Origin of the sequence: Solilutibacter silvestris (assembly GCF_002895945.1) — a bacterium.
GTDB classification, from domain to species: domain Bacteria; phylum Pseudomonadota; class Gammaproteobacteria; order Xanthomonadales; family Xanthomonadaceae; genus Solilutibacter; species Solilutibacter silvestris.
The window spans coordinates 735,236-762,013 of sequence record NZ_NPZB01000001.1; the positions used below are offsets into that span (position 1 = coordinate 735,236).

The window sequence follows — 26,778 nt, forward strand, 5'->3', positions numbered from 1 at the left end:
GCAATGGACAGGCTGGTCAGGGCGATGCGTTTTTTATCCGATCTGGACATCACTGATTTCTCGTTTGACAGAAGGCGTCGCTCTGGCAATGCCGATGCGACAGGGGGAAGTGGGATGTTCGAAGCGGGAGTCACGGCGACACGCTGGCCTTGTCGCCTTGTTGCCCGATCAGCACGGCATTCGCCCAGTTGCCGCAGACCTTCGGTGATTGCGCGCCGAGCGTACGCAGGCTGATCCGGTTGAGGCCGCGGATGTCGAGTTCCGGCTTGACCACGCCGGGTGCCTTCACCACGCCGCTGTCGTAAAGCAGGCGATCGCCGCTCCACACCTGGAAGCGCAGGCTGCCGGCATCGCGGCAACTGTCGTCGACACCAAGATCGGCGCGCAGCATCTGCCAGTTGCCATCCAGCGCGAAGTCGATGCGGCTGCTCGCGCCGACACCGAGCCCGTGCTGGAAGCGCAGGCCGTTCATCACCAGCGGCGACTTTCCGCCAAAGGCATGGTCGCGCGCCACGCTCTTCGCCAATGCCGGCGGCAACGCCAGTTCGGAGAGGTAACGCTGTTGTTCGGGACGATCGGCGGCCTGATGTTCGAGGATATGGAACGTCGACAGCGTGATCGGACCGACATCGCGCGGTTGCAGTGCATCGACGGCGCGTGCGGAACCACCTTGCGCGGCCAGCACCATCGGATCGTTGTTGTTGGCGCTGTCGCGCTCGGGGTCCTGCACGCTCAGCACGCGGAAGCGCAGCAAGCGGCCGGCATGTGGCGCGAACTCGATCTTTTGCATGCCCTGCAGCAGTTTCAGCTGGCCGCGTGCGATCGGTTCACCCCATTCGCCGTTGCTGTCGGCCATGTAGATTTCGTAATCGCGGATCTGGCCGGCCTTCCAGTTCTTGTCGTTGCGCGGCGCCAATTCGATGCCGTCGATCAACTTGCGTTCGCCGAAGCCGATCGTCCATTCGTGTGCGCCAGTGTGGATCGCCTGGTTGCGCACGGTGCGGAACCAGGTACCGGGATCGTCGTCGAAGGCGTTTTCGAGCTTGTGCCCGGGTTCTTCGGCGGGGCGGTTCACCACCACCAGACTGTCGGCGGGCAATGCACGGCCGAGTGCGGGGGCATTGGGGAAGACATCGTCGGCGGGTGCGGGCGCAACGGCAATGTCGAAACGCACCTCGTGCGTGCCGCGGATATCGCTCGCCGGCATCCGCACCAGCACCGTGCCATGACGTGCGCTGGCATCGAAGGTCCAGCCTTCATTCGCGGCCGCCAAGGCTTTTTGATCGGGGAGATAGGGCAGCGTGCGGCCATCGAGCTGCACCGCGTTCGGACGCTGGCGACTGAGCATGCGCAAGGCGTAGCGACGCTGCGACAACTGTCCGGCGTACTGACCCTTCACCCCGTCGATGCGCACGCGCACTTCGCCGCTGCCATCGGTGGGCGCGTGCATGGTGATCGTCTGTTCGCTCGATTCACCCTGCTGGTAACGACGCGTGTTGCCGTCATCCTCGTACAGCACGTACTGCGATTCACCCTGCGGATACAGGTCGAACGTCACTTCGTCGAGCGGCTTCTCGCCGTCGAACAGCATTTCCGGATACATCGGCAGGATCGCGCCGGCACGCACGAACAGCGGCAGCGTCTTCAGTTCGACCTGGCGATCGATCTGCACGCCCTGCGCACCGGCGGTCACCTGGCGACCATCCCAGTAATCGAACCAGCGGCCAGTCGGCAGATGGATGTCGCGACGCCAGCCGCGGCTCGCGGCCTGGCTGCGATACACCGGCGCCACCAGCAAATCGCGGCCGAGCAGGAATTGGTATTTGTGCGCTTCGGTGAGCGCCTGCGGATCCTGCGGGTTGTCCCACATCAGTCCGCGCACGATCGGCGTGCCGGAGGTTTCCGCCTCGCGCGTCAAGCCATACATGTACGGCGTCAGGCGCATCTTCAACTTCAGGTAATCGCGGTTGATGCTGCGATACGGTTCGTCGAACGCCCACGGATGCTTGCGTTCGTTCGCCGACCAGCCCGACATGCCCATCAGCACCGGCGTGAAACTCTTCCATTGCAGGTCGCGCGTGTAGGTTTCCGGACTGCCGCCGAAGATGCCATCGACATCGCCGGTGGCATACGCGTAGCCGGAAAGCCCCGATCCGATCAGCGTCGGGATGTGCCAACGGATGTAGTCCCAACTGCCGCTCTGGTCGCCGGTCCACGCCACCGCGTAACGCTGGATGCCGGCCCAACCCATCACCGTCCACAGGAACGGGCGCGAATCGGAATTGTTCAAGATGCCGTCGTAAGCGGAATGGTTCGCGTCCATCGCGAACTGATAGCCCTTGCCGGTCCATGCCACGTCGAGTTTCTGCACGCGGGTGCCGGCGGTGCCGACTTCCCACGCGATCTTGGCGACGCCGTTTTCGGTCCACAGGCCGGTGCGGAAGCCGTATTTCGCCAAGCCCTGCACTGTCTTCTGCAAATCGGTATAGCCGCAACCGTAGCCGTCGTTGGGCAGGATCCAGCCGCCCGGCATGTCGTTGTCGCGATACTTCTTCGCCACGCTGTCGATCACGTCGGGCGTGGTGCCGGTCGGGCCGTCGCTCCAGCCTTGCGGCACGGTGCCCGGCTTCTTCTTGTTGTCGCCGTCGTTGTAGCAATCGGCGTCGCCGTAGGACAGCGCCCAGCGCGGCAGCATCTTCGCGCGTCCGGTCAGGGCGGTGTAACGATCGAGCAGATCATGCAGCGTCGCGCCGACGAAGTAGTAGGCATCGAAGCGATCCTCGCGATGCAGCAGCGTGGACGATTCGGCTTGGCGCAGATCGTAGGTGCCGTCGCTCCAAGTGTTGCGCAACATGCCCCAGCCATGCGAGCTCAACAGCATCGGTGCCGGACTCGGGCGATCGCCTTCCTCCCAGCCGCCGGAATACGAGATCGGCAGTTCGCGGCCCTTGAATTCGAAGCGGCCGTTCTGCTGGCCGCCACCGAAGAAATGTTCGCCGGCGTCGCTGGACAGCGTCTGCACGCTTTGTTCCTTGGCGAGGTCGAGCGGTTGCAATTCATGCCACAGCGGGACGGTCTTGCCGCCATCGATGCGTTCAAGCGACAAGCGCAGCGGCTGGCGTTGCACATGCAGGACCAGCGCATCGGTGCGGATGCGGATTTCACTGGCGTCCTGTTCCAGCGTCGCGTTGACCTTGGACGCAGGTTGCGACAGCACGACGATCGGGGTGGCCTTGTCGCCCGAAGGGGTCAGCACGCCGTTGCGCCCGGCCTGGACGCGGATCGTGTCGGCGCGCAGGACGTCGATGCGCAGGCGGCTTCCACTGGCGGTGGTGATCTCCCAGGCCGGGGCGGTCGCGTCATTGGTGGCGACCGGCGCGATGGTGCGGAGGTCGCCCACGGAGGCGGCACAGGCCGATCCCGTCAGTGCCAGCAATGAGGCCGCCAATGCGACAACCAATCCGTTTCTACGTGGTAAGCGATTCGACAACTTCGACCCCCGGAGTGCCGCGTTTGTTTGCGGCATGTGAAAGCAATCGCTTGACTCTAGGGCAGGGATTTTCCGAATGTCAATCAAAATGAAACTAAATTGCAAGATTAATGGGGAAAACGAAAGATCGCAGCGCCACTTTATTTCGAATTACCGCATTCAGGATTAGGGCAGAGGCCATCAAGCCATTGCGAGTGCGTATACGGCGCATGGATCATTTGGCGGCAATTCGAAACTTTTCATTTATTTTCGATATTTGACATTTCGAAAGAAAATGGCCATCGTGGTCCCGTCCCATCGAGTTTCGACCATGCACGCGATTCCGCTTTCGGATGATTCAACCTGGCAGCACCTTGGCGGTGGCCACACCCATGCCGAGATTGCCCAGCAGCCGGCGTTGTGGGCCGAGCTGGCCGATACCCTAGAACGCGAGCAGACAGCGCTTACGACCTTCCTCGGTGATTGGCTGCGCGATCCGCTGAACCGGGTGATCTTCACCGGCGCCGGCAGTTCCGGATTCATTGCCGAGATGGTCGCCGATCGCATCAATGCGCAATGGCCGGCCGACGTGCGCGCGATCCACACCACGTCATTGCTCACGCATCCCGATCATTACTTGCAGCGTGATCGCCCGACGCTGCTGGTCTCGTTCGGACGCAGCGGGTCGAGCCCGGAAAGCGTCGCCGCCGTCGAGCTGGTACGCGACTACGTCACGACCACGCGCTTCCTCGACATCACCTGCAATGCCGATGGCGAACTCGCGCGCCGTGGCCACGGTCGCGCCGATACCTTCACCCTGCTGATGCCGGCCGCGAGTTGCGATCGCGCCTTCGCAATGACCAGCAGCCTGACCTGCATGTTGCTGGCCGCGCTCGCCACCTTCGAAGATGCGCCATGGTCGCAGCGACTGGAGCAGTTGCGCAGCGTCGCCGCGCTTGGCCACGATGCACTGGCGCAGTGGGAAGCCGCGGTCGCGGAGTTGGCGCTGGCGCCGCATGCGCGCGTGATCTACCTCGGCAGCGGTCCGCTGGAAGGCTGGACGCGCGAAGCCTCGCTGAAGTTGCTGGAACTCACCGCCGGTCGCGTGCCGGCATTCGCCAATTCACCGTTGGGTTTCCGCCACGGCCCGAAATCCCTGCTCGATGGCGAGACGCTGGTGGTGGTGGTGCGCAGCACGCAGGCGCTTTCACGCAGCTACGAACAGGATTTGCTCGACGAATTGCGTCGTGATGGCATTGCCGGTCGCGTGTTGTCGCTTGGTCCGGCGATCGCTGGCGCCAACGATGACGTGACGCTGACCGTGCCGGCGTTGCCCGATGCGTGGCTGGCGCCAGTGTGGTTGACGTTCGCGCAGCGCTATGCCCTGTATCGTTCCGCCGCACTCGGTTTCACCCCGGACAATCCCTTCCCGGATGGCACGGTCAATCGCGTCGTGCAGGGCGTGACCATCCATCGCCATGGCTGAGACCTCCGGCGAACGCGGCGCGCATCTCTGGTACGGCGTCGATGTCGGCGGCACCAAGATCGAGCTGGTCGCCTGCGATGACTCGCTGCAGGTGCTGCATCGCCAGCGCGTCACCACGCCGGCGCGGGATTATCCGGCCTTCCTCGATGCCGTCGCCGCACTCGTTGCGAATGTCGATGCGGAACTCGGGCGTCAATGCGATGCCATCGGCATCGGTTTGCCCGGCGTGGTCGATCGCGAGAGTGGCCTGGGTTTCAGCGTGAACGTTCCGGCGATCACCGGAAAGCCGGTCGTCGCCGATTTGCGCACGCGCCTGCAGCGGCCGTTGTGCATCGGCAACGACCTGCAATGTTTCGCCATCTCCGAGGCGAACGGCGGTGCCGCAGCGGGCTATCCGACGATGATCGGTGCCATCCTCGGCACCGGCGCCGGCGGTGGTTACTGCATCGATGGCCGACTGCTCTCCGGCCACAACGGCCTCGGTGTCGAATGGGGGCACTGGACGGTGCCGGCCACCCTCGTCGCGAAATACGCCTTGCCGATCCACGACTGCGCCTGCGGCTTGCCCGGCTGCATCGAGTGCTATGTCTCCGGCACCGGCCTGGCGCGCCTGCATCGCCACCTCGGCGGCAATGCCGAAGACGCCAATGCGGTGATCGCTGCGGCGCACGCGGGCGATGCTGCGGCGATACGCGCTCTGGCGATCCATCTCGACCTGCTGGGCCACGCCCTCGCCGACGTGGTGAAGGCCTTCGATCCGCACGTGATCGTGCTCGGCGGCGGCCTGTCGAAACTGGACGCGTTGTATCGCGACCTTCCGGCGGCGATCGCCGTGCACCTCTTCCGCAATACCAGCGTGCCGCCGATCCTGCCGCCGGTGTTCGGCGATGCCGGCGGCGCGCGCGGTGCCGCGTTGCTGGCGCGGCAACACGCCCGCGCGCACTGACTGTTCGCGCCGGACCCCAACACGATCAATACGGAGCATCACGTGTCCCTTCTCCAGTCCATCATCGACGCCCATCGCCATGGCGAAGCTGTCGGCATCTGCAGTGTGTGTTGCAGCAACGATCAGGTGTTGCTGGCGGCGATGGACGTGGCATCGGAATACGGCACGCCCCTGCTGATCGAAGCGACCTCCAACCAGGTCGACCAGTTCGGCGGCTACACCGGGATGACGCCGGTGCAATTCCGCGACTACGTGCTGGAACTCGCGCGTGGCCATGGTTTCCCGGTCGAACGCCTGATCCTCGGCGGCGATCATCTCGGTCCGAATGCCTGGCAGAAACTTCCCGCTGCGAAAGCGATGGCGCATGCGCAGGAATTGATCCGCGCCTACGTTGCCGCCGGCTTCGAAAAAATCCATCTCGACTGCAGCATGTCCTGCGCCGATGATCCGCTGCCGTTGCCCGACGAAACCGTGGCCGAACGTTCGGCCTTGCTGGCGCGCATCGCGGAAACCACCGCTGCGGAAGCCGGCCTGCCACCGCCGGTGTACGTGATTGGTACCGAAGTGCCGACGCCCGGTGGTGAAGCGTCACTCGACGCGGGACTGCAGGTGACGACACCGCAAGCGGCGGCGAAGACGCTGGAGATCCATCGCCAGGCATTCTCCGCGCCCGATCTGGCAGCGGCATGGCAGCGGGTGATCGCGATGGTGGTGCAACCCGGCGTCGATTTCGACCACAGCGACGTCCATCATTACGATCCTGTGGCTGCAGCGGAACTGTCGCGCTTCCTCGAAGCGCAACCGCGCATCGTCTTCGAAGCGCATTCCACCGATTACCAGACCGAAGACTCGTTGCACGCGCTGGTGCGCGATCATTTCGCCATCCTCAAGGTCGGCCCGGCCGCGACCTATGCCTGGCGCGAGGCACTATTCGCGCTGGCGGCGATCGAGGACGAACTGGTGCCGGAAGCGCAACGTTCCAATCTCGTCGCAACGCTCGAGCGTTGCATGTTGCGCAACCCGAAACACTGGCAGCAGCACTACCACGGCGACGAACAGCAATTGCACTTGTTGCGCAAATACGCGCTGAGCGATCGCAGTCGCTATTACTGGGGCGAACCCGAGCTGCGCGCGGCGATCGACACCTTGATCGCCAACCTGCGCCAGCACGCGCCGCCGAAGATGATCGTCAGCCAGGTCCTGCCGGAACAGGCACGCGCGCAGTTCGAGGGACGCCTGCAAAACGATCCGCTGGCACTGGTGCGCGACAAGATCGCCACGCGCCTGGCCGAATATGCCCGTGCCTGCGCCCGCAATCGCGCAGGCGTGCGGCCGGGACGCTAAGCTTCCCCTTTGCCGCGAACAGCGAACCGTCCCGACATGCGCAATACCCGCCGCCGCCGCGAACAGATCCTGCAATTGCTGGTCAAGCACGGCGAGGTGCATGTCGCCGATCTGGTGGATCGCTTCGAAGTGTCATCGGTGACGATTCGTTCCGATCTCACCCACATCGAATCGCAGGGCCTGGCCAATCGCAACCATGGTGGCGCGGCGCTGGTGCGAACGCCGCCGCAGGAGCAGGACATCCGCGAGAAGGATGTGCTGAACCACCCGATCAAGGACGCCATCGGTGCGCAAGCGGCACGCCTGGTGAAACCGGGCGACAACATCATCATCGATTCCGGTTCCACCACGATGATGCTGGCGCACCATCTGCGCGATCACCAGGACCTGATCGTGATGACCAACGGCCTCAACATCGCCTGGGAACTCGCCAGCGCGCCCGGCGTGGAACTGCGCCTGACCGGCGGCCTGCTGCGCAAGCAGGCGTTGTCGCTGCAGGGCACGCAGGCCGAGGCCAGCCTCAATTCCTACGGCTTCGACACGCTGTTCCTTGGCGTCGATGGCCTCGACCTGCAATTCGGCCTGACCACCCACGACGAAGCCGAAGCCAACCTCAACCATCGCATGGTCGAGCGTGCGCGCAGGGTGGTGGTGCTGACAGACGCCTCGAAGTTCGGGCGCGTCAGCCTGCATCGCATCGCATTGCTCGACCAGGTCCACACCGTGATCACCGACGCCGGCATCAGCAGCGAATACAACGAAGGATTGCAGCGGCTGGGGATTGAAGTGATCGTGGTGGATTCGCGGGGTTGAGGGCGGAAGATCGCGGTTATCGTGGACTGATGCCTGCAACTGGCAGGGAAACAGGAATGCCTTCCTGTTCGATCGTTCGCGCAAGCATGCGTTGCGACAATTCTTCCCAGCCGGCGTCCCACGCGTTTCGCGCCATGTTGCTGCGGGCAGCCTCGGTTGTTTCTGACAACAGGGCTTGAGGTAATCGCTGGGCATCCATCAGCCAGGGATGAAACGAATGCCGCTGGATGCATGCGTTGCGGAGATGTGCCGCAATTCTGAATCCGCCTTGATCGATGTCGCCCCAGTGATAGACCGGAACCTGCTTCGGAATTGTTTCCAGAATGTGTGCGCAAGCGCGGCACCAGCTGGGAGAGGGCATGCCGCCGGTGTAGAGGATCAGGCCGCTTTCGGCATCCGGATGTTGGCTGGCCTGATGGAAGGTGGTCAGGTTTTCGATGCTCAGAACCCAGCTAGGCGCACCCGAATATCCAGTGATGTGCTGATTGGAGACGCCAATGAACGGCTGTGCAATTCGGCAATCCTGTGATCCGCTTAGCATCAGGGAGCCGGTGCCGGCGACCAGGAAAGGTTGCGGCTCCTTTACCAGTCCCAGCGCGCTGAAAACCTCCTCCTGCTGCCTTGCCGGTGAAGTGAGTTGTTCCGCGGTCAGCAGATCGATATGGCGCGAGAGCGTCTCGATTCGTTTCGTGTCGCGGAACAAGCCACGACTGAACACCCTGACGATCTGGTCTGCGCCATCGATTTGCTTCAGGGCATCGAGCACGCGCAAGGCGTCGGCGAAATCGGATGCGCTTTCCATCCCGAGTCCGCGTGGCGACTTCAAGGCCACCCATGCGCCCAGCAATTCAGTCACGCGATGATCGCGCGCCAACCATGCATCCAGAATGTCGCGTGCCTGCTGCGCCGCTTCGGATCTGGTCGTGATGCCCAGGAAGGATGCCAGTTTGTTCGCATCCAGTAAACGGACCTGCTCCAGCGGGCGATCCGCACCGCCTTGTTTTGCCCAGCCCAGTTGCACGGCGCCAGCGCGTTCGGCCGCAGCGAGACGGGCGTGGCACTGCTGGCGCTGTTCGTAATCTTGTTGCCAGTATGGGGAATTCTTGTCGCTGAAATTTACCGGATTGACGCGCGCGGAGTGACGCAGCAGGGCGCGTTCACCCCGCTGCAGCAGATCGGCCAGTACTTCGTCAGCCAGCGGCATGCTCGGTTTCCGCGATCTTGCGCATGGCGTGATCGAGCAGTTCCGGATGCAGCAGATAGTTGTCGGTTTGCAACAGTTCTCGGGCCTCGTCCAGCACCACGTTCTTCGTGAGCTGGACAGTGCGCGAGCCATAGCGTGCCATGTCGTAGTAGATGTTCAGGAACGATGACATCTTCGCCTGATCCGCTTCGGGGCCAGCCATGACCAGTTGCAGGCCCAATGCATTGAGATAGTCGGCAGTGGCACGAACGTTTTGCGCATCCATCTTCTCAAAGGCTTCGTCCAGCATCATGATGCCGCCGCTGGTTTGCGTGCTGCGTGACTTGCCGTAAGCCGCCGCCAAGGCTGCGCCGAAGATCACGTACAACGGCGTGCGATGTTCGCCACCGGAGCCAGGCCCCAGGCGTTTGCTCAACAAGCCGATGGATGCGTTCTGCGCAAGGATTTCCACGTCGTAGCTGAAGAAGCGCCGGTGATCGTTGAGCGGACTGGCGTCCTGCAGCAATTCGGAACTGGCATCGCCTTCGACCAGTGCCTTGAACTCATCCGGCATCTTGCCCGCACCACCGAAAATGTCTTCCTCGGCGTCGCCGCGTTCGCGCACGCGCTTGAGGAATTCATACAGCGGACGGTGTTGCTCGACCGGTGCGTACTTGAAGCGATAGCGCTCGCCGTTGCTGAATTCCGGCGCGTGCTTCAACACCTCGTTCAAGCCGCGGATCTGTTCCTCGATAGCCTCGAAGCCTTCCAGCAGGGTTTGCGCCACGTCGGTGCGGAAGACCTTGACTGCCGCTTCGTAGGCTTCCTGCGATTTCGCTTCCTGATCGGCGAGTTCCAGATCCTCCATGCGATGTTTGTCATCAAGGATGAATTTGTAGGCGCGCTCCCACTGATGGTTGGCGATGTCGTTGTTCTGGAACTGGAAGTCGCGTATGTAGAAGCTGAATTTCTCCCACGCATCGCGGTCGTGATTGTCGGCCGCAGTCTTGGCGTGGCCGATGGCGGATTGCAATGCCTTGAGCAATTCGCCCCAGTTCTCGTCGCCATGGCGTTCGTCGTAACGTTCGCGATGGCGCTGCACTTCGTTGGCGTTATATAGCGGGTGCTGGCGCGTTTGGGTTTCATCCACGGCAGCCAGGCCCTGGCGTTGGATAATACTCTCGATGCGGGCTTGTGCACTGCCCGATTCGGTGGCCAGGCGGGACTTGAGCGCGATCAATCGTTTTTCATTTTCATCGGCATCGGCCAGTCGCTTGGTCGCCGCTTCGAAATTCGCCCGCAGGTTGCTCAGTCGACTCGATTGGGTGGCAATCAGCGCTTCCCGAAGATCGTGCAGCTCGCGATCGCCAGCGATCGCGGCCGTGAACAATTCTTCCAGTCGGGAATACGTGGTATCGCTGTTCGCGAACGACGCCAGGCATTGTTCGATCGGTGCGATCAGCTTGACCTGCGCGTTGGCATGCTCGGTCGCGACCTTGGCTTCATCGTGCGCGATCTGGGCGGCCTGGCGTTGTGCATCACTGTTGGCCCGATCGATCAGGAGCGCATTGCGATTGGGCAATTGCCGGCGCTCGATGCCGCCGCCGGAGCTGATCATGCCGTCGCTCGAAATCGCCCTGGCACCGGCGTGCAGTTGCGCGGCATTGTTGGCCAGCGCCAGTTGTCCAAGTTCACCCTGCAGATAGCGAATGGCCGCCTTGTCGTCGCCTTCGATCAACTGTGCAGCGTACTTGCCGCCACCCTTGGCGACCCAGGGGCGGCCACGCGACGGCAGCGCGAGTTTGACCCGGAAAATGTGGCGCGCATCCTTGTGTTCCTTATAGGTGCGCACCGCATCCAGTTCCTGTTTCTCGGGCACCAGTAACGCATCCACATGCGGGCCGAGATAGGCTTCCAGTGCCGGTTGCCATTGCGGATCGCTGATCTTCACCAGATCGCAGATCGGAGTGGCTTCTATGCCGGCATCGGACAACAGGCGTTGCAGCGCCGTGACCTCCTTGCGGACCTGCGACAAGCCGCGCTGGCTGCGTTCCAGTGCAGTCCGTGCATCGCGCTCATCCTTGGCTTTTTCATCGGCCTCGCGTTCGGCGGCGGACAGGGACTTGCTGATCCAGCCGCGTATCCGCGCCATCGCCTGCATCACCGACTGGATGGCAGCGGGCTCGGGGATGCGCAGGACATCGGCGTGCTGTTGCAGATCGAGCAACTGGTGGACGGCATCCTCGAAGTCACCCTGATGCGCGGCCATCGCCGGCAATTTTCCGGCGGAAACGGCGGCTTCCAGCGCGAGTTTCAGCAGATTTCCCAGTTCCTTGCGGTTCTTGTCCAGTTGATCCTGTTTCAACTTCAGTTGCCCGGATTCGCCCGCCTGTTTCTGGAATTCCGGGTCCATGTGCAACAGTTGCGATGCACGATCACGCGCTTCTTGCGCCTGCACCTTCTCGCTGTCAGCGCGACCAAGGTCCAGCGTTGCTGCCTTCAGCTGCTGCTCCAACTCCTCGGCCTTGTCCTGTTGTTCGCCGAGTTCTTCGGAAAGGCGTTCCACTTCATACAGCGCGCGCAACGCGTCGAGGTTGGCATGCGTGGTGCGATCGCGTTTGACCAGTGCGTATTTGTCGGCGACCTCCCCGGCGCGTTCGATGCGATCGACCAGTCGGCGGATCATCTCGCGCACGGCGTGGAATTGCTCCAGACGCGTGCGGAATGCCCGCACATTGGTCAGGCGTTGCTCGATGAGATGCTGGCGCAGGGTTTCATCGAGATCATCGATATCCTTGTTGAGCTTGAGCGATCGCGCGAACGCCGAGCGGATGGCACGGGTATTGGGGCGTTCACCGGGCGAGGCCAGATGGCCGACGAAAAGCCGGCTCAGGAATTCCTCGCGGTTCTGGGTGAAGAACGGCGTCGTGCCGGCCATCGTGCAGGCATCCTTCGCGATGTGCTGGAATTTGCGCCACGGCAGGATCGTTTCCTTGCCTGCATCCGCATCCATGTGATCCTTGGTGGTCAGCGCCACGCCGGGCAGGATGTAGAGACTGTTGAACACGTGGTTGGGATCGTCGACGCTGGCCGACAGGGAAACGCCAGCCGTCACCGCGACATTCGTTTCCGGATCGCGGAACACCAGGTTAATGTAGGTGTTGGCGGACATGCGGCAGCGTTCGGCATCGCTCTGGCCATATACGCCGAGGCAGTATTCGCGCAGACTGCGGGCGCGCTTCTTGCCCTCTCCCGAAGCGTTAAAATGGGTCTTGTTGCTGTCGGCGGCCAGCAGCACGATCTGGAAGGCATCCAACAACGCGGTCTTGCCGGTACCGTTTGGTCCGAGAAATGCGGTGTTGCCACCAAGCTGCAGGTCTTCCCGTTCGTACAGGAAGTACTGCACCATCCCGAGGGCTTCAAGCTGCTTCATCGACCTCTTCCTCTTCAATCGCGTTGGCATGCGCGGCCAGTTGCAGCAATGCGGTCTCGCCCAGCACGTCGACAATCCCGGGCCGGATGACGACCTGATTGCGTTGTTCGTCATCGGTTTCTTCCAAGCGCGCGATGCCGTAGCGCTTCATCGCCTGCAACAGCTCGTCGAGCGCGGCCTTCTGCGGCAGGTCGCGATTGAGTAGATCCTTGTAGGCGCGTTCCAGTTCGATCATGTCGACCCAGGCTTCGCCGGCGAGGATCTCGGTGGCGTGCATCTTGTCGTCGTACAGGCGGCGCAATACCAGTGCCATCCGGGTTTCGGTGAGACGCATTTTCTCGGCGACATATTGATTCGGCGTCGCCACCACGTAACCCATGTGCGGGTTGTGGGTGATGTGCATGCCGAGTTGCGCCAGCAGGGCGTCGTAATCCTTGCGATGCTTGACGATCAGCTCGTAGGCGATGCGGCTGCGCGGATCGCTGGCGTACAGGACCTGCTCCATCACCAGCCGGTAGCCGGCCTTGTGATAATCACTTTCGGCATGTGTCTGGCTCTGGGCGGCCAATCGTTCCCAGTGGCTCATTGGGCGCGTTCCCGTTGGATGTGGAATCGGGGGTGTTCAAGATATGGATTGCAGGTCGTGCCATCGGACATGAAATCGATGCGCACGCCCTTGAGCATCTGCAGTTGCGGATCGGAATGACGTTGCGATGGCGGGCAGGCGCCGTGCGCGGCGATCAGCAACAAGCGCTGATAGCAACACAGGTCATTGATCGAATCGATGGTCAGTTCGTCGGAGGTGATGGCCGTGCGCAGCTTCAGATGACGGCCCACGTAGTTGGCCAGCTTCACCTTGTCGACCAGACGGTTGTCAGCCATGTGCCTGCGCAATTGCTCCATCGCCAATTCTTCCAGTGTCGGCGGACGTTTTTCCACCGCCGTTGCCACCATCGGTTTCGATGCCGCGCGCGGCTTCGCCAGCAATTCCTCGCCGGCGTGCCGCAAGCCGGCCGCTGCAGGCAGTGCCACGTGGTCTTCATCCAGTCGATCCACCGCACGCATGGCGCGGGCCAGCAACTTGTCCAGATGCTTGGGCGCCCGCATCTTATATTCGATGAAAGAAATGGCGCGCTGGTTGGCGTCACGGATTTCCTCATCCAGCCGCTGCAATTGCTCGTCCACGTCTTTCAAGCGCATCAACAGGCGGGTGTCGCGCTCATACAGTAGTTCGGCGCGCATGCGATCGCCGCCCGCCCTTTTTTCCTGATACCAGGCGATCAAGGCTTCGCGCTGCGTCTCGTCGTGTTGAAGTTGCAGCGTCATCGACAGGATCTGCGATCGATGCTGCAGTGGGTGATCCTTGGTGCGCAGTTCGCTGTAATCGGCGATGAAGACCTTCTCGACGTATTCCTCGAAGAAACCACGGACGAATTCGCGCGCCGAGGTGTGCTTCATCAACTCGTCCATCAGATCCTGCACGCGACAGCCGGTGTTGGCGATATGGGCCATGCACTGCTTGGCCTGCTTGGCGGCTTCGGCGTACTGGTCGCGGGCTTCGCCGCTTGCCACCGCGCGCAGGTTGAGATAGATCGAACGCACCTTGCTGCCGAGGAATTCCGGTTCATGGCGGGCGAACTCGCACAGCATGGTGTGGAACTGGGCGATGACGGGACGCAGCGTAACCATTTCGGCCACGCCGCGGCGTCGCTGGTTGAGCCAGCCGGAATCGGTCAAGGTACGAACGATGTCATGCGCCCGGATCGTGATCGGCGTATCGAGCGCTTCTTCCCACGGGTCGTCCGCCGCTAGCAGGGTTTCGATCTTGCGTACGACTACAGATCGCGGTGTTTCCTCGCCTGGCGAGCGACCACCATCGCCCCACATCTCATCGATCAGGCGGCACAGCAGCGTCCAGTAGCGACGACCATTGCTGGCGGCCAGGGGGCGAAACAGTTCCGGGGCCAGCCGATCGAACAGCGGCGGAATGTCGTCCTGACCAGGCAAATTGGATTGACTCACTGCGAACCTTTGGAATTCTCCCCGTTCGCATCTTATACAAACCGATCTCAGGGGATGAGCCAGGCACCTTACCCATGCCGCAGCGGCAGTTCCTCGACGAAATCGAATTCCAGTTGCCGCTGAATTCTGATGGCGCGCTTGCGTCGCCACGGCCCGAGCTGAGTCTCCATTGCACGCGGGTCGAACGGGATCGGATGCTGCACGGTCGCAAGCCAACGTGCCTTGGCACAGCAGGCGTAGGCATGTGGAATTGAAACCAGCAAGCGACTGGCAACGTAACGCATGCGGCCTTCATGCCGTCGTAGCAGCCTGATCCACGCGCCTGCCAGCGATGGATGCCATCCGCCGTCATCGGGTTGGGTGGACACGGTTTCGTCGATGAGCAAATGCGACAGCGGGTCGCGGCCGTCATTGCTGGCCAGGCGATTCATCAGCAGATTGGGCTTGTTTCCCCCACTTTCACCGCTGGGGGAATGATCGAGCCTCACCGCACCGCGGACGATACGTTCGGTGTAGCGCACCAGCGATTGATAGAGGTGGCTAATCAGCACTTGCTGAAATTCGGCGTCGGCGAAATCCAGCTCCAGTCCATACCGCTCGGAAATCGTTCCGGCCATCAACCATGCTTCGTTGACGACGTCCTCGTACTGGTGCTCGCCGCTGGTTGCACGTGCGATTCGCTTCAGGGCGTTCTGCCGCCGGCCGACGAAAGACTCGAACGGATCCATCGGGATTCTCCCGTATCGTTCGATTAGTGATTCTGCGCGTGAATGCCGGGATTTGCACAACGCAATCAAATGTAGTAACGTTTCTACATAGAAAGATGCGGAGATCGATATGACCACCACGTTCACCAGCCGCGAATTCAACCAAGACACGAGTGGTGCGAAGAAGGCCGCCGAACATGGCCCGGTCTACATCACCGATCGCGGTCGCGCGGCGCATGTCCTCCTCAGCATCGAGGAGTACCGGCATTTGGTCGGGGGACGCAGGAAGATTGCCGATCTGCTGGCGATGCCGGGCGTGGCCGATGTCGAGCTTGAACTTCCTGTCCATCGCGATATCGCCCGGCCGGCGGATTTGGCCTGATGTGGTTGCTGGATACCAATGTCGTATCCGAGTTGCGCAAGGTGCGTTCCGGCAAGGCCGATGCCAATGTCGCGCGCTGGGGCGATGGCGTTGATGCGGCGGAATTGTTCGTGTCCGCGATCACCATCCAGGAACTGGAGATCGGCATCCTGATGGCGGAACGCAAGGACGCACCGAAAGGCGCGATCCTGCGCACGTGGATGGACCAGCACGTGCTTCCGGCATTCGCCGATCGCATTCTTCCGGTGGATGTCGCAGTGGCGTTGCGAAGCGCTTCGTTGCATGTCCCGGAGTTGCGTCCGGTGCGCGATGCCTTGATCGCGGCAACGGCATTGACGCATGGGATGACGGTCGTCACCCGCAACGTGGCGGACTTCGAACCGACGGGTGTTGCCCTCATCAATCCCTGGCAGGGTTGAAGTTTCTCACGCATTCCGCGGCATTGCAGCGGAGACGGTCGCCTGCGGCGAAGGCCGCGGCCAGATCGCATCGACATGGTGGATCGACTGGTCGTCGACCAGTTCGAACGCGAACTCCGGCTGCACGTTTCCATCCACGCTGAGTTGCACTTCGCCGCCATCGGTCTGGCGAACCCGGATCAGATACATGCTTTGCCCGTAGCGATATTGCAGCGTGTAGCCCGGCCAGTCGGCGGGGATGCACGGGCGCAGCGAGACGCGCTGGCCCTGGCGATGCAGGCCCAGCAGCGATTCGGTGAGGAGGCGATACATCCAGCCTGCCGACCCGGTGTACCAGGTCCAGCCGCCGCGTCCCACGTGCGGCGCCACGCCATAGACATCCGCAGCGAGCACGTATGGTTCCACCTTGTAGAGTTGCGCGGCCGCAGCGTCCGCGGCGTGGTGGATCGGATTGATCATGCCGGCGAGTTCCCACGCCTTGTCGCGATCGCCCAGTTGCGCGAAGGCCATCGCCGACCACACGGCGGCATGGGTGTACTGGCCGCCGTTCTCGCGCACGCCGGGGACATACCCGCGGATGTAGCCGGGATCGTGCGGGGTCTTGTCGAAGGGCGGCTCCAATAGCTGGATCAAGCCGGCCTCGCGCTTGACCAGGTGCTTGTCCAGCGATGCCATCGCCTGCATGGCGCGCATTGGATCCGCGGCGCCCGACAGGACCGACCAACTCTGGGAGATCGAATCGATGCGGCATTCGTCGCTGTCGATCGATCCCAGCGGCGCTCCGTCATCGAACCAGGCGCGCCGATACCACTCTCCATCCCAGGCGTGCGCTTCAAGGTTGGCGCGCAGTGCGCCTGCCGATTCGGTGCAGAAGGTTGCGAATGACGGGTCGTTGCGGGCCAGCGCCACTTCCGAATAACGGACCAGCGTGTCGTACAGGAAGAACCCGAGCCACACGCTTTCGCCGCGCCCGCCTTCGCCGACCCGGTTCATGCCGTCGTTCCAGTCGCCGCTGCCGATCAGCGGCAGGCCGCGCGCGCCCAGCAACTCGCTGCCGCGCTTCAGCGCCACCACGCAATGATCGTAGAACGAGCGCTCGATGCTTGATGCGACCGGCAAGTCGTAGTACGACTCTTCGTCCGGATTGAGCGGGCGCCCTTCGATGAAGCGCACGCGTTCGTCGAGCACGCTGGTGTCGCCGGTGACTTGCAGGTAACGGCAGGCCGCCAACGGCAACCACAGGTAGTCGTCAGAGCAACGGGTGCGCACGCCGCGGTCGTGTGGCGGGTGCCACCAATGCAGCACATCGCCCTCGGGGAACTGGTGCGCGGCGCACAGCAGCAGGTGCTGGCGGGTGAGGGCGGGCTTGGCATGCACCGTGGCCATGGTGTCCTGCAACTGGTCGCGGAAGCCGAACGCTCCGCCCGATTGGTAGTACCCACTCCGCGCGACATAGCGACAGGCCAGCGTCTGGTACAGCAACCAGCCGTTGACCAGCGCGTCCACGCTGGCATCGGGCGTGCTCACCCGCACGGCACCGAGGGTTTCCCGCCAATGGATGCGCACGCCGTCGAGGGCATCGTGCGCGGCGTCACTGCCTTGGGTGGCGTGCGCCAGGCGCGCCGCGTTGTGGTAATCGGTGCCCATGCCAAGGCGGAACACCACTTCGGTGGCCTGGTCCGCGGCCAAGGTGATCGGAATCTGGATCGCGGCGCAGGGATCGAGTCCGACGCCGAGTTTCCCCGACAGCCTTTCGTTGCGCATGGCGGCGGGATCCGACAGGCTGCCATTGCGCCCGATGAATTCGGTGCGGTCGGCGGTGAAGCTGCGGCGCCGGCCATCGGTGCAAGCGCCACCGTCGGCATCGAAGAACGCCGCGCGTCCCGTGAACTCGGTGTTGTAGGGATTGCGCGCGATCAGCGCGCCGCTGGCGCCGTCGAGCTCGCTGAACACATGCATCTGCGTCTTGGCGCGCAAGTCGCCGAGCACCCATTCCACGTAGCCGGTGGCGCTGAGCTTGCGCGCGCGCCCGGACAGGTTGCGCAGTTTCAGCACCGAGAACTTGACCGCATCTTCCAGCGCGACGTAGACCCACAATTCGCTAGCGATGCCGTCTTCCACGTGTTCGTACACGCTGTAACCGAAGCCGTGGCGTGTGCGGTATGCCCCGCTGCCGCGACGCGGCAGCGGCATCGGCGACCATGTCCGGCCCGTGTCCTCGTCACGCAGGTAGAAGGCTTCGCCGCCGGTATCGGCGACCGGATCGTCGTGCCAGGGCGTGAGCCGGAATTCATGTGCGTTCTCGAACCAGGTATAGCCCGGTGCGCTTTCGCTCACCACGCTGCCCAGTTTCGGATTGGCCATCACGTTGGCCCACGGCGCCGGCGTCGGCGCGCCTTCGCGCAGCACGATCACGTATTCGCGTCCATCGGCGGAGAAGGCGCCCATGCCGTTGTCGAACAGGAAGTCGTCGCTGACCGCTTCGAACGGCCACAGATCGTTGCCCATCGATTGCATTTTCGGTGGCAGTCCGGGTACGCCGGCATCGGCAACCGGCGGCGATTCGGCCAAGGCGGGCACGCCATCGGCGAAGAGCAACGGGATCTTGCGCTCGGGCGGCAGGTGCTTGCCGACCTGCGCCGCCAGCGTGCCGCGCTGGTCACTGATGATGACCCGCGCCACCGTCTGCAGCAGCACGCGGTCTTCCTGCGAGATCTGCTGCGCCGGGCGGACGAAGATACCACCCGGTCGATCGAGCACGTTGCCCTCGGGCCCGGCGGAAACAAGTCCCAATATCTGTTCCTGCAATTGCTGGCGATAGCCGGCCTGGTCCTCGTTCCAGATCACCAGGTCGACATTGAGTCCCTTCAGTCGCCAATAGGCATGCGCCTGCACCATCTGCCGCACCAGTTCGATGTTGGCCGCATCGGCGATCTGCACCAGCACGATCGGCAGGTCGCCGGAGATCGAATGTCCCCACAATCCCGACTGTCCGCGCCGGTTCTGCATCAGCACCGCATGGTCGGCGCGCAACAGCGGATGCGCGTAAATCATCAGTCCCGCCAGGCGCTCGTACAACTGCGCGTCGGCTTGCGAGGCATTGATCTGGCGACGCACCACCTGGCTATGGGTCCAGGCCAGATCGAAGCCGCGATCCGCCAGCCGCCGGTCGCGGTATTTGTCGATCAGCGCGGTGCAGGCATCGCGGTTTTCGCCGACGCCGGTGACCATGTCGATCATCGCGGTCTGTTCCGGGGCCAGGGTGATGCGGCAGCGGATCGCCACGATCGGATCCAGCACCGAGCCGGCGGTGTCGGACAACGCCTCGCGTGCGGACATCGCCTGCGGCGTGCGTGGCGTGTTGCCGCGGCCGAGGAAGCGCGCGCGGTCGGTCTCGTAGGAAATCGCATCGATGTCGACGTCGTGCGCGGCGACCAGGTGGAACATCCACGGCGGCACTTCGTCGTGCGAACGCGGGCGCCGGGTGCACAACAAGGCCTGCTTGTCGCGCGCGATCTCGGTTTGCACGAACAGGTTGCTGAAGGCCGGATGCAATTCGTCGGAGATCGCGGGGGCCAGCACCACTTCGGCATAGGTGGTGATCTCGAGGGTGCGGGCACGACGCGACCGGTTGCGCACCGTGAGCCGGCGCAATTCGATGTCGTCCTCGGCGGAAATCGCGATTTCCATGTGCGTTTCATAGCCGAGCTTGCGTCCGCGGAATTCGGCCTTGGCGCCGGAGAAGATCGCCTCGTAGTGATCCACCGGCACGCAGGTCGGCTGGTGCGCGGCCGACCAGTATTCGCCGCTGTCGACATCGCGCAGGTAGCAGAAGCTGCCCCAGTTGTCGCGGGTGCCGTCTTCGCGCCAGCGCGTCACGGCCATGTCACGCAAACGACTGTAGCCACCGCCCGCACTGGTCAACAGCGCGTGATAGCGGCCGTTGGACAGCATCTGCACCGAGGGTCGCGCCGCATCGGGGTTGTGGAACACCCGCAACCGCATCTCGGCCGCGCGCGGGGCGGCGCGCGCGGTCGCTTCGGCTTCGTGTGGATGGAACACGCCGGTGCGCGGGATGCGTTCCTGCAGCAGCAGCAACGTGGCCTGGAATTGGGCGTCGGCCATGAAGCGCGCCTGCATCGGCTGGTCGCGCAGCAGATAGTCCAGGGCCAGCAAGCCCATGCCCTGGTGATGGGCCATGAACGAGCGCACGAGCGCATGGTCCTGCCCGCGCGGCACCCGGCCCGGGGTGTAATCGATCGCTTCGTACATGCCGTAGCGGCCGCCGAAGCCCAGCGTCGTCAGCCGCTGCAGGTTCTGGCACGCCGCTTCCGGCGCCACCATCAGCGCCATCATGCTGGCGTAGGGTGCGATCACCAGATCCTGGCCCAGTCCGCGCTTCAAACCCAGGCCCGGCACGCCGAAGGCGCGGTACTGATAGTTCATCCGCGCATCGACGGTGTTGTAGCCGGACTCGGAAATGCCCCAGGGCACGCCGCGGCGGCCGCCGAAATGGATCTGCGCTTCCACCGCGTGTTGCGAGGTCTGGTCCAGCAAGGTGTCCGGGTAACTCGGCATCACCAATTGCGGCATCAGGTACTCGAACATCGAGCCGCTCCACGACAGCAGCGTGGCATCTCCGTCGACTTCGGTCAGCAGGCGGCCCAGCGCAAACCAGCTTTCCTGCGGCAACTGCCCCTGGGCGATGGCGACGAAACTGCACAAGCGCGCTTCGGAGGCGAGCAGGTCGTAATGGCCGGCATCCAGCCGACGCTCGTCGACGTTGTAGCCAATCGACAGCAGGTTGCGTGCGCGGTCGTAGAGGAAGTCGTATTCCATCAGCGAGAACTGGCCGGCGACATGGGCGAGGCGTTCGAGTTCCTCGATCCGCGCGCTGGCCCGCGTCTTCGCCAGCAGGTCATCGGCTTGCGTGCGCAGCATGTGCAGGGTCGGCATCGGTGCGTCGGCCATTGCCTGCGCCGATCCGGTATCCGCGCCGGCGTCGAGTGCCGGGATCAGGAAACGCAATTCCTCGCTGGCGCCGCGACAGGCATCGAGCAACGACGCCGGCCAATGTGGTTCCGCTGCGATGTCGGTGGTCATCGGCGGTGCGGGCCACGCCGAGGCGATCGCGTCGGCGTGGGTGGCCAGCAGGTCCAGCGCGCGTTGCATCTGTCTTGGTGACGCCGGCGCCTGCGCCCGCACTCCATCGAGTCGCTCGCGGAACGCGGCGATCGCGGCGTCCAGTTCGATGTTGTCGATGCCGCTTGCGCGCCGCGCTTCCTCCAGCACGCCAAGGGTGTCCGCCAGACCGTCGAACGTGGCGCGGGCCACGATCGGTTCATCCACCATCGCCAGCAAGCCCTGGCGCAGCGTCAACAGGTGGCCGGCCAGGTTGCCGCTGTCGACGGTGGAAATGTAGTGCGGGGGCAGTGGTTGCAGGGTTTCGGTGTCGTACCAGTTGTAGAAGTGTCCGCGATGCCGCGCGAGTTTTTCCAGCGTGTCGAATACCTGCCGGGTGCGCGTCATCAATCCGCCCAACTGCAGATAGCCGAAGTCCCAGGCCGACAGGTTGGCCAGCAGCGACAAACCGATGTTGGTCGGCGACGTGCGGTGCGCGATCACCAGTCCGGGATGTTCCTGGAAATTGTCCGGCGGGAGCCAATGGTCTTCGGCACGGACGAAGGTTTCGAAGAACGCCCAGGTGCGGCGCGCCAGTCGCCCGAGGAACACACGTTGCGCGGGCGCGAGTTGCGTGCGGCGCCGATCCGGCGGTCGGCCCAGCCACGCCATCAGCGCCGGCGACGCGAACCACAGCGCCAGGATCGGCGCGGCCACCCGCAGCGCCGGCGGATTGGATGCCAGCAACAACACGACAATGGCGAGCGCCGACACTGGTGCGAACCACATGCTGCGCAGTTCGGCGCCGTTGTGACCGCCCAGGCCGCGCTCCACTTCGCTGGAGGGATTCCATTGCAACAGGTGGCGATGGCTGATCGCCAATCGCCACAACGTGCGCGTGATCGCGCCGAGGCTGAAGAACGCTTCGTAGGGCAGGCAGGCCAGCGTCACCGCGGCTCGTCGCAGTTGCAGCGTGCAGGATTCCAGCACCTGCAGCAGATGCGTTTCCAGCGCCATGTCCGCGGGCTTGGCGAAGACATCGCGCAACGCCGGCACCAGGACCGGCAGCAGCAACAGGCACAGCAGCCACGCGGTCCATGTCAGCGCTTGCGGCACCAGCGCCCATCCGATCACGAACAGTGCGGTCGTCGCCACCGGCACCAGGCTGCGGCGCAGATTGTCGAGCAGTTTGCCGCGCGACAGCCATGACAACGGATTGCGTTCCATGCCGCCCTCGAGGCGCGGCACCCAGGGCAATAGCCAGGGCAACAGTTGCCAGTCGCCGCGGATCCAGCGGTAGCGCCGCTTCACGTCGAGTACGTAACGCGACGGATAGTCCTCGAACAGGCGCACGTCGCTGACCAGGCCTGCGCGCGCGTAACAGCCTTCCAGCAGGTCGTGGCTGAGGATCCGGTTTTCGGGGAAACGCCCGCGCAACGCGTGCTCGAACGCGTCCACGTCGTAGATGCCCTTGCCGACGAACGAGCCTTCGCCGAACAGGTCCTGGTAGACATCCGAGACCGTGCGCGTGTACGGATCGATGCCGGGCTCGCTGCCGAACATGCGCGCGTAACGCGAGGTAACCCGGCCGCTCATGCTGCTGCCGACGCTGGGTTGCAGGATGCCGTAGCCGCGGGTGACACGGCGCCGCCTCTCGTCGAAGCGCGCGCGATTCAGCGGATGGGCCACGGTGCCGACCAATTCGCGTGCCGCGTCGCGTGGCAGCTGCGTATCGGTATCGAGGGTGATGACGTAACGCACATTGGCCAGCGCATCGACATTGCCCACGATCCGCAGGAAGGCATCGCCATTGCCGTCGCGCAGAATCCGGTTGAGTGCGGCCAGCTTGCCGCGCTTGCGTTCTTTTCCCATCCACACGCCTTCGCGCGGATTCCACGTACGCGGCCGATGGAACAGGAAGAACGGACCGTCGCCCGATGCGGCATGCTCCAGCGCATAGCGGGCATTGAGTCGTTCGATCTGCCGCATCGCATGCTCGAGCAGTCCCTGATCAGCAGGGAGGGTGGGGGCGCCGGCATCGAGGAAATCGGTGAGGAGCGCGAAATGCAGATGCGCATCGCGGTTGGCGAGAAAGCGCACCTCCAGGCCTTCGACCAGGGCATCGATGCCGTCCATGCTGCCGAGCATGCTCGGGACCACGACCAAGGTGGCCGCGCCGGCCGGGATTCCCTCGGAAAAATCCATGCGTGGCAGGGGTTGTGGTCGCACCAGCACGGTCGCCAGCCAGTTCACCAGTGCAATACCCAGTTCGCTGAAGGCGATGACGCCCAGCACGCCGATCAGCCACAGCCAGCGCCACTCGATCCGGTCGGCGCTGGCCTGCGCGACCAGCATCCAGGTGAATCCGCCAGCCACCAGGGCGATCGGCAGCAGATAGAACGGCAATGGCACGCGGCGCGGCCGCATGCGCAGCGGCGTGCGCGCGCCCTCCAGGGCGGAAACAGCGGCCCTGGTTTCGGCAATGCCGTCGTCCACCAGGTAGTAGCCCACGTGCGAGCGGATCGTACGCGTGGCGCCATGCGCCTGCGCCAGCCGGAGCACGCAGCGCGCCACGTCCATCTCGTCGATTTCGGCGAGTCGCGCCAGCTTCTCGACCACATGCCGGTAGGCATCGCGGGTGCTGAAATCCATCGCCGCGTAGGTGTCCGCGGGATCCTCGCGCAGGACGTGGTCGACCAGGCTCATGTTCTCCACGAACTCGCGCCAGTCCATGTTGGCGAGGAAGCGCAGGCTGCCGATGCTGTTGCCGATCGATACCTGGTCGGCGGCTTGTTGCTGGCTTTCGGCGTGGACCAGATCCTCGATGCTGTGCCCGCTCTCGGCCACCCACTGTTCGATCCAGCTCATCGGCATGGCCAGCGCCGTGCTGCGACCGTGCACCCCGCGCGTCAGTTCCGCCACGAAGGCGCCGGTGACGGGCGGCTCGGAGCGCGCCATGTCCGCCACCACCAGCACGACGTTCTTGGGATCGGTTTCGGCGGTCTGGTTGAGCAGGTTAGCCCATTCGCCGGCCAGCTGATGGTCGACGCCATCGCGCATGACGCGCACGGCCATGCGCCGCAGGTTCTCGATCAGCGCCAGTCGCAGCATGATCGGAATGGCCCACAACTCGCCCATCTTCAATGGCGATACCGATTGGTAGGCCACCACGAAGCGGCTGAGTGTTTCCTCGTCGATGCGGCCATCGCCGTGGGCGATCGCTTCCATGGCGAGGTCGTAAACGCGCGGCATGCCCGCCGATGGTCCGCTGCTCAGCGACGGCAATTCGCGACTGTAGCCTTTTGGCAGGTGTCGCCTGGCGGTGCGGATTTGTTCTTCGATCAGATAGTAATTGTCGAGCAACCATTCGCCGGCTGGCGTGATCCGGATTTCTTCGCGGACCATCTTGGAAAGAAAAACGCTGGCGTCATCCAGCAGGCCTTCGTTCTCCTTCAGTCGTGACAACAGCAGATCCGGTTGCGGCTGCAGGTGCACGTGATGGCTGCGCGCCAGATCGCGGCCATGGGTTTCCATCTGTTCGGCGCTGAACAACTGGGCGCGCAAGGGCTGCTCGCTGCCCAAGGGCTTGCTGGTCGCGGCGCGCTGCCATCGCAGGATTTGCCTGCGCAAGCCCAGCCAACGACCGAAGATGCGCCATGTAGTAGGCATTTACATGGAACAACCATGAAGCCGATAAGCATTGAATCATTGCATTCGCAATGGAAGCAGGTTGTGAAGTCCTGCTGGTTTGCGATGGCACGGGCGGCATCAGCCCGCTAGCGACTTCACGAACATCGCCGCGACCGCTTCCAGTCCGCGTTGGTCTTCTTCGTCGAAACGCGCCGTTTCCGGGCTGTCGAGATCGAGCACGCCGATCAACGCTCCATCGGCGGCGACCAGCGGCACCACCAACTCCGAACGCGAGGCCGAATCGCAGGCGATGTGGCCGGGGAAGGCGTGGACGTCTTCGACGCGTTGAGTGGTGCGGGTATGCGCGGCGGTGCCACACACGCCCTTGTCGAGCGGGATGCGCACGCAGGCCGGCAACCCCTGGAACGGCCCGACCACCAGTTCGCTGCCATCGTGGAAATAGAAGCCGGCCCAGTTGAGCGACGGCAGCGCGTGGTAGATCAGCGCCGAGAGATTCGCGGCATTGGCGATGCGGTCGCGCTCGCCGTGGAGCAGGGCTTCGGCCTGTTCCAGTAGCTGCGCATACTGTTCCGGCTTGCTGCCGGCGAGGGTGGTGGCGGTGAACATGGCCACAGTTTATCGCGCCCGACTTCTGGTGATAATGAAAGGAATGAATCCACTGCCCCGCAATTGTTATGTCACCGGCACCGATACCGGCATCGGCAAGACCCATGCCTCGGCGTGGATGCTGCGCCAACTCGCGCTGGAAGGTCGCCGCGTCGTTGGCATGAAGCCGGTCGCCAGCGGTTGCGCTTGGCGCGATGGCGAGTGGCGCAGCGAAGATGCCGAAGCGTTGATCGCCGCAGCGAACGTGACGGCGGCGTATGCCGACATCAACCCCTATGCGCTGGAACTGCCGTTGGCCCCGGAATTGGCTGCGCGCGCTGCCGGTGTCGTCATCGATCCGATCAACATCGTCTCGGCGCACTACCGCCTGATGCAGCAGGCCGACAGCGTGGTGGTGGAAGGCGTCGGCGGTTGGCTGGCGCCGTTGATGCCGATGCTCGAACAATCGGAACTGGTGCGTTCGCTCAACCTGCCGGTGGTGATGGTGGTGGGCCTGCGCCTCGGTTGCGTGCATCAGGCACGTGCCACCGCACGCGCCATCCTCGGCGATGGCTGCGAACTGGTCGGCTGGATTGGCAACAGCATCGATCCGGCGATGACGCATCGCGACGACAACATCGCCATCCTCGATCGCGTGTTGCCGGTGCCGCGGCTGGCCGTGCTGGAGTGGCAATGACCACGGCGGTCATGGCGCGCGAAGCCTGATCTTCCCCAAAAGAAAAGCCCGGCCGAAGCCGGGCTTTCCACAACCATTTGGTGCTGATATTACTTGCGACGACCGGCGGTCTTGGCGACCTTCTCGACCTGAGCGGTGGCCTTCTTGGTGGCCTGCTCGAACTGACCCTTGGCGATCTGGCCGATGGTCTCGTTGGTCTTGATGGTGGACTCGTAGGCTTCCTGGCCGGCGACGACCGAACGCTCGATGCCTTCGCGGGCGATCTGGACGCCGGCCGGCACGACTTCACGCAGACCGTTGAGGTCGCGCACGTCGAGCAGCTGGTTGAAGAAGGCGAATGCAGCGCCGGTGTTCTCTTCGACCGCAGCCAGCTGCAGGCCGAACACGTGTTCGATGTTCTGCACGGCGAGGCGGTTGATGTGCGCGGCAGTCTCAGCGTACTGGCGCGTGTTCGCGGCGAACTGTTCGTTGAACTGCTGGTACATGGTGATGCTCCGTTGCGTGGAATCGACGGGATTGT

General features: G+C 63.6%; 16 protein-coding genes. 7 read left to right on the top strand and 9 right to left on the bottom strand.

What is annotated here, in order from left to right; all coding sequences use genetic code 11:
• Positions 1-130: 130 nt before the first annotated feature.
• Positions 131-3,526 (bottom strand): TIM-barrel domain-containing protein, encoded by a 3,396-nt coding sequence (locus Lysil_RS03300; protein WP_103074128.1) that lies wholly within the window; start codon positions 3,524-3,526, stop codon positions 131-133.
• 274 nt (positions 3,527-3,800) lie between these two features.
• On the opposite strand from Lysil_RS03300, the gene Lysil_RS03305 reads away from it, so the two are divergent.
• From Lysil_RS03305 to Lysil_RS03320, 4 genes are read left to right on the top strand one after another with little or no spacing between them, the layout of a single operon-like run.
• Entirely contained in the window at positions 3,801-4,955 is a 1,155-nt protein-coding gene (locus tag Lysil_RS03305; RefSeq protein ID WP_103074129.1) for an SIS domain-containing protein, read from the top strand.
• The gene (locus Lysil_RS03310) at positions 4,948-5,901 is read left to right on the top strand and encodes an ROK family protein (protein WP_103074130.1); all 954 of its coding nucleotides are present in this window, start codon (positions 4,948-4,950) and stop codon (positions 5,899-5,901) included. The genes Lysil_RS03305 and Lysil_RS03310 overlap by 8 nt, the downstream gene beginning before the upstream one ends.
• Positions 5,902-5,943: 42 nt before the next feature.
• Positions 5,944-7,245 carry a D-tagatose-bisphosphate aldolase, class II, non-catalytic subunit gene (locus tag Lysil_RS03315; protein WP_103074131.1) on the top strand — a complete coding sequence of 434 codons (1,302 nt, stop codon included), beginning with the start codon at positions 5,944-5,946 and terminating at the stop codon, positions 7,243-7,245.
• Between the two features lie 36 nt (positions 7,246-7,281).
• Positions 7,282-8,058: a DeoR family transcriptional regulator gene (locus Lysil_RS03320; protein ID WP_103074132.1), complete on the top strand. Its 777-nt coding sequence runs from the start codon at positions 7,282-7,284 to the stop codon at positions 8,056-8,058.
• A gap of 16 nt (positions 8,059-8,074) precedes the next feature.
• On the opposite strand, the gene Lysil_RS03325 is transcribed toward Lysil_RS03320, so the two are convergent.
• The 5 genes from Lysil_RS03325 to Lysil_RS03345 all read right to left on the bottom strand — a co-directional run bounded on the left by Lysil_RS03325 (position 8,075) and on the right by Lysil_RS03345 (position 15,424).
• Positions 8,075-9,262 (bottom strand): Wadjet anti-phage system protein JetD domain-containing protein, encoded by a 1,188-nt coding sequence (locus Lysil_RS03325; protein ID WP_165782366.1) that lies wholly within the window; start codon positions 9,260-9,262, stop codon positions 8,075-8,077.
• Entirely contained in the window at positions 9,249-12,674 is a 3,426-nt protein-coding gene (locus tag Lysil_RS03330) for an SbcC/MukB-like Walker B domain-containing protein (RefSeq protein ID WP_165782367.1), read from the bottom strand. The genes Lysil_RS03325 and Lysil_RS03330 overlap by 14 nt, the downstream gene beginning before the upstream one ends.
• Complete coding sequence (locus Lysil_RS03335) at positions 12,661-13,260, bottom strand: DUF4194 domain-containing protein (RefSeq protein WP_103074135.1); 600 nt, start codon at positions 13,258-13,260, stop codon at positions 12,661-12,663. Before Lysil_RS03335 ends, Lysil_RS03330 begins: the two co-directional genes overlap by 14 nt.
• Positions 13,257-14,696, bottom strand: coding sequence for a Wadjet anti-phage system protein JetA family protein (locus Lysil_RS03340; RefSeq protein WP_205756846.1), 1,440 nt, complete (start codon positions 14,694-14,696; stop codon positions 13,257-13,259). The genes Lysil_RS03335 and Lysil_RS03340 overlap by 4 nt, the downstream gene beginning before the upstream one ends.
• A 68-nt stretch (positions 14,697-14,764) precedes the next feature.
• Entirely contained in the window at positions 14,765-15,424 is a 660-nt protein-coding gene (locus Lysil_RS03345; protein WP_103074136.1) for a hypothetical protein, read from the bottom strand.
• A gap of 109 nt (positions 15,425-15,533) precedes the next feature.
• Here Lysil_RS03345 and Lysil_RS03350 point away from each other — a divergent pair, with 109 nt between their 5' ends.
• Both Lysil_RS03350 and Lysil_RS03355 read left to right on the top strand, forming a co-directional pair.
• A complete protein-coding gene (locus Lysil_RS03350; RefSeq protein ID WP_103074137.1) occupies positions 15,534-15,785 on the top strand; it encodes a type II toxin-antitoxin system prevent-host-death family antitoxin in 252 nt (83 codons plus the stop codon).
• Complete coding sequence (locus Lysil_RS03355) at positions 15,785-16,204, top strand: type II toxin-antitoxin system VapC family toxin (protein WP_103074138.1); 420 nt, start codon at positions 15,785-15,787, stop codon at positions 16,202-16,204. The genes Lysil_RS03350 and Lysil_RS03355 overlap by 1 nt, the downstream gene beginning before the upstream one ends.
• Positions 16,205-16,210: 6 nt before the next feature.
• Here the strand turns inward: Lysil_RS03355 and Lysil_RS03360 are convergent, their stop codons facing one another.
• Both Lysil_RS03360 and Lysil_RS03365 read right to left on the bottom strand, forming a co-directional pair.
• Complete coding sequence (locus Lysil_RS03360) at positions 16,211-24,994, bottom strand: GH36-type glycosyl hydrolase domain-containing protein (RefSeq protein ID WP_103074139.1); 8,784 nt, start codon at positions 24,992-24,994, stop codon at positions 16,211-16,213.
• 99 nt (positions 24,995-25,093) lie between these two features.
• Entirely contained in the window at positions 25,094-25,582 is a 489-nt protein-coding gene (locus Lysil_RS03365) for a GAF domain-containing protein (RefSeq protein ID WP_103074140.1), read from the bottom strand.
• Positions 25,583-25,625: 43 nt separating this feature from the next.
• Between Lysil_RS03365 and bioD the strand changes: the two genes are divergently transcribed.
• Entirely contained in the window at positions 25,626-26,258 is a 633-nt protein-coding gene (bioD, locus tag Lysil_RS03370) for a dethiobiotin synthase (protein ID WP_240600058.1), read from the top strand.
• Between the two features lie 89 nt (positions 26,259-26,347).
• Here bioD and Lysil_RS03375 read toward each other — a convergent pair whose 3' ends face one another.
• Entirely contained in the window at positions 26,348-26,743 is a 396-nt protein-coding gene (locus Lysil_RS03375; protein ID WP_103074142.1) for a phasin family protein, read from the bottom strand.
• Positions 26,744-26,778: the final 35 nt, after the last annotated feature.